Here is an 11,684-nt window from a genome sequence, read left to right as displayed (position 1 = left end):
GGTCAACGCAGCCGTGACCCTGCAGCGCCCGCTGCTGATCAAGGGCGAGCCGGGTACCGGCAAGACCCTGCTGGCGGAAGAGGTCGCTGCGGCCCTGGATATGCCGCTGATCTCCTGGCATATCAAGTCCACCACCAAGGCCCAACAGGGTTTGTACGAGTACGACGCGGTATCGCGGCTGCGCGACTCCCAGCTGGGAGACGAAAAGGTCCACGATATTTCCAACTACATCAAGAAAGGCAAGCTCTGGGAGGCCTTCGAGTCCGAGGAGCGGGTGGTGCTGCTGATCGACGAGATCGACAAGGCCGACATCGAGTTTCCCAACGACCTGCTGCTGGAACTCGATCGCATGGAATTCTTCGTCTACGAGACCAAGCAACTGGTCAAGGCGAAGCATCGTCCCATCGTGGTGATCACCAGTAACAACGAGAAAGAACTGCCGGACGCCTTCCTGCGCCGCTGCTTCTTCCACTACATCGCCTTCCCGGACCACGCCACCATGCAGAGCATCGTGGACGTGCATTTCCCCAAGCTGCAACAGAACGTGGTGCGGGATGCGCTGGAGATCTTCTTCGACGTGCGCAAGGTGCCCGGTCTGAAGAAGAAGCCTTCCACCTCCGAGCTGATCGACTGGCTGAAACTGCTGATGGCGGACGAACTCACCGCCAAGCTGCTGCATGACAAGGATGGAGCCTCGGCACTACCGCCGCTCTATGGTGCCCTGGTGAAGAACGAGCAGGACGTGCACCTGCTGCAGAAGCTGGCTTTCATGGCCCGCCGCCGAGCCTGAGTCCATCCTCCTTTTGGCGGGAGAAGCCTATGCTGATCGATTTTTTCATGGAAGTGCGCCGGGCCCGGGTACCGGCCAGCCTGCGTGAGTTCCTGGACCTGCTGGAGGCCCTGAAGAACCGCCTGGCGTTCGCGGACATGGAGGAGTTCTACTACCTGGCCCGGCTCTGCCTGGTCAAGGACGAGCGTCACTACGACAAGTTCGACCGCGCCTTCGACGCCTATTTCAAGGGCATCGAAAATCTGGACGCCCTGATCAAGGACCTGATTCCCGACGACTGGCTGCGGGCCGAGTTCGAGAAGCACCTCAGCGACGAGGAGAAGGCCAAGATCGAGTCCCTGGGCGGTCTTGAAGAGCTGATCGAAACCTTCAAGAAGCGCATGGAAGAGCAGAAGGAGCGCCACGCCGGCGGCAACAAGTGGATCGGCACCGGCGGCACCTCACCCTTCGGCGCCAATGGCTATAACCCGGAAGGTTTCCGCATCGGCCAGAAGGACGGTCGCCAGGGCCGCGCGGTGAAGGTCTGGGAAAAGCGGGATTATCGCGATCTGGACGACAGCATCACCCTGGGCATCCGTAACATCAAGGTGGCGCTGCGCCGTCTGCGTAAATTTGCCCGACAGGGGAACGCCGACCAGCTGGACATGGATGACACCATCCGCTCCACCGCCCGCAATGCCGGCTATCTGGACCTGAAGATGGTGCCGGAGCGCCACAACGCGGTGAAGGTTTTGATTTTCTTCGACGTGGGCGGCTCCATGGACCCCCATGTGAGGGTCTGTGAGGAGCTCTTCTCCGCCGCCCGGGTGGAGTTCAAGCACATGGAGTATTTCTACTTCCACAATTTCATCTACGAGAGTGTGTGGAAGGACAACATCCGGCGCATGAACGAGACCACCAGCACCTGGGACATCCTTCACAAGTATACGCCGGACTACAAGGTGATCTTTGTGGGGGACGCCACCATGGCGCCCTATGAAATCGCCCAGCCCGGCGGCTCCATAGAGCACTGGAACGAGGAGGCCGGGGCCACCTGGTTCCAGCGCATCACCGACCATTTCCGCAAGGTGGTGTGGCTCAATCCGCTGCCCGAGAGCTACTGGGGTGGCGGCGGCTCGTTGGCCATGACCCAGCAACTGGTGAACCACCACATGTACCCCCTCAGCATCGAAGGCCTGGAGTCGGCGATGAAGCAGCTCAGTAAGTAGGCCCTCGCCCCCTCTCCCCCAGCCCCTCTCCCGCCAGGGGCGAGGGGAGCAAAGACATGTTGCCTCTGACCAGGGTGTCCGGTCGCGAACGCAACGGCCAGGAGAAGACGTTGCTATGAACTACTCCCGATTTAGCCCCTCTCCCCTTGCGGGAGAGGGGTTGGGGAGAGGGGGGCAAAACAAAAAAAAGCCGATGCGGTTGAGGGCATCGGCAAAGCTCGGCATATCAAGCGGTACTGACACTGCTGCGTTCCCGCCAAGTCTGCAAAGCAAGACCTGAGCCACATCTTTCAATCGACCGTCCCACCTGGCTTCCCGGCGTCGATCCGGCTCGCTTCACGAATGGATCCGCTCCCGGACTCGCCATTATGTAAAGCTTTCCGACAGGTCAGTTTTTCATTTGGTGATCTGGATACCGTTCTTGCGTGAAACCGGGTGTTACCCTTTCTGTACATTTGTTACAGAACGTTTCCGGGGTCCTGTCCGCCATGTCCAGCCGCCTGTCATCCCTTTTCCAGGTGATCAGACTCACCGCCCACCGATACGGCCTTATGCTGGTTCTCTCCCTTGCAGTGGGTGCCGGCTCCACCAGCGCGGACGAAGCCCTCGACGCGGATATAGACCAGCTCAAGGCCGAGGTGGCCAGCCTCAGCCAGAGCCTGTTCGAACTGGAGGAGTCCATCCTCCACCCGGCGGACACCCAGTTTGCGGTCTATCTCTCCCTGGCCGACGCCCAGGCGTTTGTGCTGGATTCGGTGGAACTGGCGGTGGACGGCCGGCCCGCGGTGTCCCACCTGTATACGGACCGTGAGCGTCAGGCGCTGGCCCAGGGTGGCCTGCAGCGCCTCTACCTGGGCAATCTGGCCAGTGGCGAACACACTCTGAGTGCCACGTTCAATGGCCAGGCCGCCAACGACCGTTATGTGCGCCGGGAGGCGAGTTTTACCGTTCGCAAGGGCACCGGCGAGACCCGGGTACAGCTTGTGCTGGAGGCGCGCGCACCGGAATTCCAGCCGGTATTTACCCTCAGGGAATGGCAATAACCGGTGGGGCTATGGTCATGAGGCAATGGATTCTGCCGATCGCGCGACTTTCTTTGTTGGCCCTCCTGTCAGGTGCCGGGCCCAACGCCCTGGCCGCAGAAGACGGCGAACGGGCCAGGCTGGCGCTGTTTGAACTGGCGGCCGGCTCCCCGGCCCGTGCTCTGAACTGGGTGGCCCAGGAAGAAGGCGAGCAGGCGCAGCTTATGAAGGCGCGGGCCTGGCTTGAAACCGGCAGCAAGACGCAGGCCGGGCCGTTGCTGAGGCAACTGGCGGAGCAGGGCAATCATGTGCGCGGCTCCGCCAGCCTGACCCTGGCCAAGCTGGCCATCGCGGACGGTAATCCTGAAGCTGCCGGGCGCTGGCTGGCAGTCGCCATGGCCAAGAGCGGCGGCGATGAGCGCGCCCAGGCGCAATACCTGATGGCTGAACTGGCCCGGCGCGAAGAGAATTTTGACCAGGCCGGCAAGACCCTGGCCCGGATGGAGCCGGGCTACTGGGCAGCACTGGGCTACACCAACCTCGCCCTGGACTACGCCAGTCTTGATCGGGACCCGGCCCGGGCCCTGGTGGCCCTGAGGGTGGCTCTGGCAATGGCGGCGGAAGATGCCGACCAGAGCCGAATGGGCGACCTCAGTACCCGCATTCTGGTGAAGGCCGGTGTGCTGTCCCATCGCCGGGGTGATTACGACAAGGCCATCGGCTTTCTCAACAAGGTGGCGCTGGATAGCTACCTGGCACCCCAGGCGCTCTACTTCCACGGCCTGGCCCAGGCCGCTAACGGCAACTACCGCGCCGCCATGCAGTCCTGGCACCGGGCCCGCAAATTCCCACTGGCTTTCCCCGGCGCCGCCGACGCCTGGCTTGGCATGGGCCGGGGCTACGACGAGTCCGGCTACCTGGGCCAGGCCGGTGAGGCCTATCTGGCCGCCATAGCCGCGTTCGAGAGTGAGCAGGTCAGTATCGACACCCTGTCGGAGGCGGTCCGCAAGCAGGGCGCCTACGAAGCGCTGATCAAGGCCGCAGGCCGCGACGACGTGGAGTGGTTCCTGGCGGACAGTCGCACCCTGACCCAGCCCAGGATCGCCTACCTGCTGCACTTCATGGCCGAGCCGGAATCCCAGCGGGCGGCACTTCGGGTGGCGGAGCTGTCCCGGATGGCGAGGGAACTGGAGCGCCGGCGGCAGGACCTGAGCGTGTTCATCGACAGCCTGGCGCAACGGGCCGAGGATCTTCGCCTGGGGGTAGGCGCCAGCAGCCGTGAGAGTACCCTGGCAGCGCTGGATGCCGCCATAGCGGACCTGGCGGCACGATGGAAAGCTCTGTCGGCGCGGGCTGGCGAGGAGAAAGCCAAGGTTGCGGAACTGGCTGCTCTGCGCCAGACCCTGAACGATCTCAACCGGCGCCGGGCAGCTTTCCCGTCGCGGTTACAGCAAGCTCCGGAGCAACTTGCCGGCCTGGTGGCCCGGGCCCGGCAAGCCCGCGCCGAGGTGACGGTGTTGCAGCAACGTCTGGCGGCTCTGCTGGTGCGGGCCGAGCAGGCTCTCGACCAGCGAGCACTGGCCTATCTGAGCGCGGAGCGGGAGCAGGTGGCCCACAGCCTCGATCGGGCCGAACAGCAGATTGCCCACCTTTACGAGCATCTGGCCCTGACCGAACTGGCGCGGGGAGGGCAGAATGACTAGAGCCCTAACCATGCCCGCCGGGTTTACCTCCATGGCTGGACCGCGACTGCGGCCTGTCATCTTTGGACTGCTGGCGGTCTTGCTCTGGCCGGCGCCGTTGGCCGCCCAGGAAGCTTTCCAGGTCAACCTGGCCGAGGACGGCGACACCATCGGCGATATGCGCCCGGTGTTCCTCAAGTTCAGCGCCGAGGCCATGCCCCGCATTTCCCCGAAGGAAGTGGCACGGCGTTACCAGCGCCTGTTCGACGAATCCGACGAGCCGGAGGTCCGGATCGATGCCCTCAACCGGCTCGCCAACCTGCAGGCGGAGGCGGGAGACCTGCTGACCCTCAGCGCTGAGCAGGAGGCCAGCATTTACCGTGAGGCCATCGACAGCTACGAGATGATCGTCAGCAGCGGCTCTTTCAAGGGCCGCCTGGACGAGCTGCTCTATCAGTCCGCCAAGGCCTATGCCTACATCGGACGCGAGGCCGAATCGGTGGCGCGGCTGAAGCAACTGGTGGGCCTTTACCCGTCGTCGGAGCTGGCGCCGGAGGCCCGTTTCCGCATTGCCGAAGCCGCCTACAGCGACGGCAGTTTCACCGAGGCCGAAGCGGGTTACCGTCAGGTCCTGGCGGCCAGCGCGGATGCCCGTCTCAAGAGCCACGCCCGCTATATGCTGGGCTGGGCCCAGTTCAAACAGGGCGCCCGGGACCGGGCCGGTGAAACCTTCCTGTCGGTGCTGGATGAGTATTCCGAGCAGTCCGGCGGCTTTGACTACCTTCCTACCGCGTCGGCGGAGGTGATCCGCGATACTTTCCGCATCGTCGGCATCCTGGCGGCCAACGGCGGCGGCGAGACCGCACTCGCGGACCTGCTGGACCGGGCAGGGGAGCGCACATACGATTTTCTGCTCTACGACACCCTGGCGGACTACTACGCCGCCCGGGGAAATTATCAGCGAAGTGTCGCGGTGGCCGAGGCATTCCTGGCGCGTTCGCCTCAGCACCCCAGTGCACCGGCTTTGATGGCGCAGATCGTCGCGGTCTGGGAACGGGCAGGGGATAACAGCCGGGCCCGCCATGCCCGTGCGGACTACGTGGCGGCCTATCCGCCCGGTGGTCGGGAGCTGGCACCCGAGGATCTCGACCGCTGGCTGACTTACGCCCGTACCCTGGCGGACTACCATTACCACCGTGCCGGCCAGGCCACGCCGCCCGATACCGAAGCCTTTGCCACCGCCGCCGGCTACTACCAGAGCCTTGCGCAGCGACACCGGCAACCCGGGCCGATTCACCGCCTGGCCGGTGACGCCTGGCTCCAGGCCGGACAAGCGAGCGCCGCCCTGGCCATGTTCGAGCAGGCCGGATTCGAGGACCCCGCGTTCGAGGGCGCCGCCGATGCGGCCTGGGCGGCGGTGAAACTGCGGGTGGACAACCTGACAGATGGCAGCATTGCAGGTATCGACCTGGACGAACTGAGCCATACCGCTGACCGGTTCGCCACGGTGTTTCCCCAGGATCAGCGCCTGCCGGCCCTGGAGGCCGACCTGGCCAACCGCCTGCTGGCCGCCGGTCGGAATGAGCAGGCCGCGCGCTACGCCAGCCGGGCGGTGGTCAATGACCGCGTTCAGCCGGCCGATGCCTACAGTGCCTGGCTGGTCAAAGCCCGGGTGGATCTTGCGGCCAGGCGTTACGGTGCCGCCGAGCAGGCCTGGCGTGAGGCCCTGGCCCTGGCCGGCGCCGATGGCCAGCGGCAGGCGTCGGGCATGGATGCAGATGCGGTACTCACCCAGCTCGCCACCACGATCTACCGTCAGGCGGAAGCGGCCCGGGATTCGGGCAACGTGGACCAGGCAGTGGCGCACTTTCAGCGCATCAGCTCGGTCGACCCCGGTTCCACGATCGCCCTCAAGGGCCGCTACGACGCCGCCACCACACTGCTACAGGCCGACCGCTGGCAGGCAGCCATCAACGAGCTGCAGCGGTTCCGCTCGGACCATCCTGACCACGAGCTGACCCCGGGAATCGCCGACAAGCTGGTCTATGCCTATGAGGCCTCCGGTCAGCCGGTCCGCGCCGCGGATGAACTCATGGCCGCCAGTGCCGGCGCCAAGGACCCCTGGTCCCACCGGTTGCGGGCAGCCGAGCTTTACCACGCGGCGGCGCAGACGGACAGCCGCAACGCCATTTACCGTGACTACCTGGCCCAGGCCTCCGCGCCCGCCGACAAGTCCAGCCACCTGAGTCAGCAGCAGATGCGCCAGCGGCTGCTGGAATCCGGTGTCGACGCGGACCGGCTGCGTCAGGCCCTGGTAACCGCGGAGCTTGCCAGTGGCTGGCACTCCGAGCAGAGCCTGGGCTGGGCCGCCGAGGCAGCCCTGGTGCTTGCCGGGCAAGCCGGCGACCAGTTCCGCGAGGTGCGTCTGACGCTGCCACTGAGCGCTTCACTGAGCCGCAAGCAGCGAACCCTGGAGGAGGCAAGGGAGCGCTATCGCCAGGCTGAAACCCTGGGTGGTGAACGGGTCCGATCCCGATCTCTCTACCACCGGGCCGAACTTTACCGGGTGCTGGCGGCGGATATCCGCGAGTCGAGCCTGCCGGATGGCCTGACAGAGCTGGAAGCGGCCCAGTATCGGTTGCTGCTGGACGAGCAGGCCTATCCGTTCGAGGACAAGGCCATAGAGCTGCATGCCGCCAATCACCAGCTGGTGTCCGAGGGAATCTACGATACGTGGGTGCGCCAGAGCATCGAGGCACTGGCCGCGCTGTTCCCGGGTCGCTACGCCCGCAAGCCCCAGTGGATATCCCTGCAGCAGGAGCCCAGTGATGATGCCTGATTTTCGCAGCCGTCTGACCGGCATGGTGATGCTGGTGCTGTTATTGGTCCTCTCCGGCTGCGCCGGGCAGGCCACCACAAGCAGTGGCGCTGATACCGCGGCGGTCGTGGCCGAGGCGCCGGCCCAGCCCCTGTCATCGGAGCAGCAGGCCCTGCTGGCCAGCGCCGAGGAAGCCAGTGCCGGCGGCGAATGGGAAAGGGCGGGCAACACCCTGGCGGCGCTGGTGGCCGCCCGTCCTGACCAGCCGGATCTGAAAGCCCGGCTGGGGTGGGTCCGTCAGCAACAGGGGGAGGTGGAATCGGCCCGGCGACTCTATCGGGATGCCCTGGCCAATGAGCCGGACAACCTCATGGCGCTCAATAATCTGGCCTTGCTGCTGCAGGAGAACGGCGAATTCCACGCCGCCCGTGAGCTGCTGCAGGAGGGTATCGAACGTGGCCTCGAGGCGCCGCAGCTGCATTTCAATCTGGCGGTGCTGTCGGAACTCTATCTGCTGGACCTGGAAACAGCCCTGACCCATTACCGTGCCTACCAGCGCAGCGCCGGTGAAGCCGGCAGTGAGGTCAACGGCTGGATCGCGGATCTGGAAAGGAGGCTGAAATGATCCCACGGCTCTGGCTGCCGGGTCTGCTAGCCCTGGCCCTTGTTGTTCCGGCCCTCGCCGCTGAGCCCGAAACCAGGGCGCCTGAGGCCGCGGTGGCGGAGGGCATGGCGGTCGGCGGTATCGCCGAGCGCTCCAACGATGAGGACCCCCGGGTGCTGACCATTCTGCCCTGGCAGCCACCAACGCTGCCGAAGCGGCCGAAAACCGAACTGCCATCGGAGGCGCCGCAGTTGCTGGCGCCCATGGACCCCATGACGCTGGAGCGCCACCGGCGCTTCCGGCAGACCCTGGATCCGGAGCTGGATTCCACACTTTCCCCCTATTGAACGTCAGGAGCCTGAAGATGCTTGAAACCGTGATCCGTTTTTTCCAGGAGGGTGGTCCCTTCATGTACCCCATCGCCCTGGTGCTGGTGGTGGGCCTGGCCATCACGCTGGAACGCTTCCTCTATTTGGGGGCTGTGCGCCGACGCAACCGCCGGGCGTTTGAGCAGGGCATACTGCCGCTGCTGCGCAAGCGGGACTATCGCCGGGCGATGCAGGCGGCCACCAGCTCCAACAGCGCCATTGCCTCGGTGATGGGCGCGGGCATTGCCCGGCTGCTCAACAACAGCCGTCGGGAAGACATCGAATACGCCATGGAAGAAGGGCTGATGGAAGTCCTGCCTCGGCTGGAAAAGCGCACCCAGTACCTGGCCACCCTGGCCAATATCGCCACTCTTCTTGGCCTTCTCGGCACCATCATTGGTCTGATCGCGGCCTTTACCGCCGTTGCCAGCGCCGACCCCTCCCAGAAGGCCAGCCTGCTGTCGGAGAGCATCTCCATCGCCATGAACACCACCGCCTTCGGTCTCATGTCGGCCATCCCGCTGCTGATGTTCCATGCCCTGCTGCAGACCCGAACCAACGAGATCGTCGACAGTTTCGAGATGGCCGGCGTGAAGCTGCTGAACATCGTCTCCGATCAGTCCGGAGCCGACGAGCCCCGGCAAGCCGCGGCCTGAAGGGAAGCCTGAGCCTATGAGACGCCGTCATCGCCGGCTGCCGGCCAACGCCGACCTGGATATCACCGCGTTCATGAACCTGATGATCGTGCTGGTACCGGTATTGCTGCTGGGCATGGTGTTCAGCCAGATCCGCATGATCGACCTGGACTTCCCGGGCGACAGCGACGCTGAGCCGCTGACTGCCGAGAGCCTGCAACTGGTGGTAACCCTGCTGCCGGACGGGCTGGAGGTCCGCGACAGCGAGCGCGGCGTGATCCGCCGGCTGCCGCGACTGGCCGATGGCCAGGACTACGAGGGTCTGCGGCAGACGCTGCGGAGCATCAAGGCCCGGCTGCCGGACAAGACCGATGTGGTGCTGGAGGTGGCTGCCGAGATGGATTACCAGACCCTGATCCACACCATGGACACGGTGCGCTCCTATCCGGCCGTCGTGGCTGCCAGCGTGGTGGACGCCGAACTGTTCCCGGATGTGGCCTTGGCCAATGCGCCGGATGACCGCACCCTGGCCCTGGTCACGGAGGGTCACCAGCGATGAAACTGTCCCGTCGTGCCCGCCGCAGGCAACGGCACTATGGTCGTATGCACCGAGCCGGGGGCCTGAACCTGGTATCGCTGATGGATATCTTCACCATTCTGGTGTTCTTCCTGATGGTGAACTCGTCCGACGTCAAGGTGATGCAAAACGCCTCCGCACTGCCGTTGCCGGAGTCCACGGCCGACAGCCAGGCGCGGGACACCCTGGTGGTGGAGGTGACCCCCAACGCCATTCTGGTGCAGGGCCGGGAAGTGGCGCGCCTGGATACCGGGGATCCGGACCTGGCGGGGCTGGCCCAAGAGCTGGCCTACCAGCGTAATCGGCAGCGCCAGGTTCCGGCGGAAGGCCTGGAAGTGACCGTGATGGCCGGTCGTGACACCCAGTACCGGTTACTGCGCCAGGTGATGCAGACCTGTGTCGACGAGGACTACCGCCGTGTCCATCTGGCGGTGGAGCACAAGCCGATGGAGGTGGCCAATGGCTGATCGGTCCAATGGATACCGGTCGCTGCCCTGGTCCGCGGAGCCGGGTGAGCGCCTGCGATTCGGCCTGGCCCTGGGGCTTATGCTGGTGGTGTTCCTGCCAGCGGCGTTGATCATTCCTTCGATCGAACTGCCGGAGCCCGAGCGCAGTGAGGCCGAACAGGTCCCACCACAACTTGCCCGCCTGGTGGAGCGTGAGATAGCGCTGCTGGACGAGCCCGACCTCGAGCCCGAGCCGGTTATCCCGCCCGAGCCTGAGCCTGAGCCAAAGCCGGAACCGGAGCCGGAACCCACACCGCAACCGGAGCCAACGCCGACACCGGAGCCGGAGCAGGAAGTGGCGGCAGAGCCCGAGCCCCGGCCAGAGCCCAAGACCAAGACGCAGACCGTGGAGCAGGCGCGCGGCGTGGCCGCCCGTTCCGGTCTCATGGCCATGCAGGATCAGCTTGCCGCCATGCGGGCGGCTGACGAATCCCGGGTCGAGACACTGTCCGCCAATACCACCACCGAATCCCCGTCGCCTGACATCGAGAATGCGGCGAAACAGGCGCTCGCCGGAAGCGGCGGTGTCGCTGATGCCGATACGCCGGAGCAGGCAGTGACCCTGGCCCAACACCAGGTCAAGAAAGTGTCTGCGCCGGCGGAGCCTGCTGCCGCCAAGGCACCACCGGCAGCGGATCCGGGCCCGGCCCAGCGGGCCATGAGCAACATCCGCAAGGTATTCGCCAGCAACAAGACGGCACTCTACGCCATCTACAATCGTGAACTGCGCATGGATCCGACCCTGGAGGGGAAGGTGCTGCTGGAGCTGGTGATCGAACCGGACGGCTCGGTGTCACGCTGCCAGGTGGTGAGCTCGGAGCTGGAGAGTCCGGCCCTGGAGACGCGCATTGCCAACCGTGTGAGGCTGTTCAATTTTGGCGCGGCCAACGTGGAGACCCGCACCGTGCGCTATCCGATCGACTTTCTACCCAGCTAGCGTTCCGTCTGGTTGGGTCACTGACCAGACGGGGTGCGTGCCATCAGTACTCGATGGTGATTTTCGGCAGCACCGGCTTGGGCAGGGACAGCTTCTCCTTCGGCGCAATCACCTTGGCCTCGCCGTTGACCACTTCCTCGCCGGCCTGATTCCGGACCTTGCAGCCCATCAGCACCCGCTGCTTGGGCATCTTGCTGAGTACCGTCAGGGTGACGGTAAGGGTATCGTCCAGTTTCACCGGGCGCCGGAAATTCAGGCTTTGCTCCAGGTAGACCGTGCCCGGCCCCGGCAACACGGTGGCCAGGGCCGCGGAGATCAGGGAGCCACTCCACATACCGTGGGCAATGCGCTCCTTGAACATGGAATCGGCGGCGAAATCCGGGTCCAGGTGGACCGGATTGACGTCCCCGGATACCGCCGCGAAGAGCACCAGCTCGTCTTCGGTGAGGGTGCGGGAGAAGCTCGCGGTGTCACCTTCCTGCAGCTCGTCGTAGGTGATGTTCTCCAGCGTATCCAGTGCCTGGTCCATGGTGCAGA

The 11,684-nt window shown here is 65.0% G+C and carries 12 protein-coding genes; 11 read left to right on the top strand and 1 reads right to left on the bottom strand.

What is annotated here, in order from left to right; translation table 11 throughout:
• The 11 genes from R3280_RS00920 to R3280_RS00870 form a co-directional block, all read left to right on the top strand.
• A partial coding sequence (locus R3280_RS00920) for a MoxR family ATPase (RefSeq protein WP_318996689.1) occupies positions 1-790 on the top strand: 790 nt, incomplete at its 5' end.
• A 29-nt stretch (positions 791-819) separates the two neighbouring features.
• Positions 820-1,998 (top strand): VWA domain-containing protein, encoded by a 1,179-nt coding sequence (locus R3280_RS00915; RefSeq protein ID WP_318996688.1) that lies wholly within the window; start codon positions 820-822, stop codon positions 1,996-1,998.
• 551 nt (positions 1,999-2,549) lie between these two features.
• Entirely contained in the window at positions 2,550-3,041 is a 492-nt protein-coding gene (locus tag R3280_RS00910; protein ID WP_318996687.1) for an AraC family transcriptional regulator, read from the top strand.
• Between the two features lie 56 nt (positions 3,042-3,097).
• Entirely contained in the window at positions 3,098-4,723 is a 1,626-nt protein-coding gene (locus tag R3280_RS00905; RefSeq protein WP_318996686.1) for a hypothetical protein, read from the top strand.
• A complete protein-coding gene (locus tag R3280_RS00900) occupies positions 4,716-7,541 on the top strand; it encodes a tetratricopeptide repeat protein (protein WP_318996685.1) in 2,826 nt (941 codons plus the stop codon). Before R3280_RS00905 ends, R3280_RS00900 begins: the two co-directional genes overlap by 8 nt.
• Positions 7,531-8,145 (top strand): tetratricopeptide repeat protein, encoded by a 615-nt coding sequence (locus R3280_RS00895; protein WP_318996684.1) that lies wholly within the window; start codon positions 7,531-7,533, stop codon positions 8,143-8,145. The genes R3280_RS00900 and R3280_RS00895 overlap by 11 nt, the downstream gene beginning before the upstream one ends.
• Positions 8,142-8,471 (top strand): hypothetical protein, encoded by a 330-nt coding sequence (locus R3280_RS00890; protein ID WP_318996683.1) that lies wholly within the window; start codon positions 8,142-8,144, stop codon positions 8,469-8,471. Before R3280_RS00895 ends, R3280_RS00890 begins: the two co-directional genes overlap by 4 nt.
• A gap of 17 nt (positions 8,472-8,488) precedes the next feature.
• Complete coding sequence (locus tag R3280_RS00885) at positions 8,489-9,148, top strand: MotA/TolQ/ExbB proton channel family protein (RefSeq protein WP_318996682.1); 660 nt, start codon at positions 8,489-8,491, stop codon at positions 9,146-9,148.
• Between the two features lie 16 nt (positions 9,149-9,164).
• Positions 9,165-9,686 (top strand): ExbD/TolR family protein, encoded by a 522-nt coding sequence (locus R3280_RS00880; protein WP_318996681.1) that lies wholly within the window; start codon positions 9,165-9,167, stop codon positions 9,684-9,686.
• Positions 9,683-10,171 carry a biopolymer transporter ExbD gene (locus R3280_RS00875; protein WP_318996680.1) on the top strand — a complete coding sequence of 163 codons (489 nt, stop codon included), beginning with the start codon at positions 9,683-9,685 and terminating at the stop codon, positions 10,169-10,171. The genes R3280_RS00880 and R3280_RS00875 overlap by 4 nt, the downstream gene beginning before the upstream one ends.
• A complete protein-coding gene (locus R3280_RS00870) occupies positions 10,164-11,147 on the top strand; it encodes an AgmX/PglI C-terminal domain-containing protein (RefSeq protein WP_318996679.1) in 984 nt (327 codons plus the stop codon). The genes R3280_RS00875 and R3280_RS00870 overlap by 8 nt, the downstream gene beginning before the upstream one ends.
• Positions 11,148-11,190: 43 nt before the next feature.
• Here the strand turns inward: R3280_RS00870 and R3280_RS00865 are convergent, their stop codons facing one another.
• Positions 11,191-11,676: a MaoC/PaaZ C-terminal domain-containing protein gene (locus R3280_RS00865; protein WP_318996678.1), complete on the bottom strand. Its 486-nt coding sequence runs from the start codon at positions 11,674-11,676 to the stop codon at positions 11,191-11,193.
• Positions 11,677-11,684 lie beyond the last annotated feature (8 nt).

Source organism: Marinobacter sp. (assembly GCF_033722195.1).
GTDB lineage: Bacteria > Pseudomonadota > Gammaproteobacteria > Pseudomonadales > Oleiphilaceae > Marinobacter.
This window is presented reverse-complemented; position numbering and strand designations above follow the sequence as displayed.

Coding starts and splice junctions, on each gene's coding strand:
- R3280_RS00910 (WP_318996687.1), top strand. CDS start 2,550: ATGCTGGTTCTCTCCCTTGCAGTGGGTGCCGGCTCCACCAGCGCGGAC.
- R3280_RS00915 (WP_318996688.1), top strand. CDS start 820: ATGCTGATCGATTTTTTCATGGAAGTGCGCCGGGCCCGGGTACCGGCC.
- R3280_RS00870 (WP_318996679.1), top strand. CDS start 10,164: ATGGCTGATCGGTCCAATGGATACCGGTCGCTGCCCTGGTCCGCGGAG.
- R3280_RS00890 (WP_318996683.1), top strand. CDS start 8,142: ATGATCCCACGGCTCTGGCTGCCGGGTCTGCTAGCCCTGGCCCTTGTT.
- R3280_RS00880 (WP_318996681.1), top strand. CDS start 9,165: ATGAGACGCCGTCATCGCCGGCTGCCGGCCAACGCCGACCTGGATATC.
- R3280_RS00865 (WP_318996678.1), bottom strand. CDS start 11,676: ATGGACCAGGCACTGGATACGCTGGAGAACATCACCTACGACGAGCTG.
- R3280_RS00875 (WP_318996680.1), top strand. CDS start 9,683: ATGAAACTGTCCCGTCGTGCCCGCCGCAGGCAACGGCACTATGGTCGT.
- R3280_RS00885 (WP_318996682.1), top strand. CDS start 8,489: ATGCTTGAAACCGTGATCCGTTTTTTCCAGGAGGGTGGTCCCTTCATG.
- R3280_RS00895 (WP_318996684.1), top strand. CDS start 7,531: ATGATGCCTGATTTTCGCAGCCGTCTGACCGGCATGGTGATGCTGGTG.
- R3280_RS00900 (WP_318996685.1), top strand. CDS start 4,716: ATGACTAGAGCCCTAACCATGCCCGCCGGGTTTACCTCCATGGCTGGA.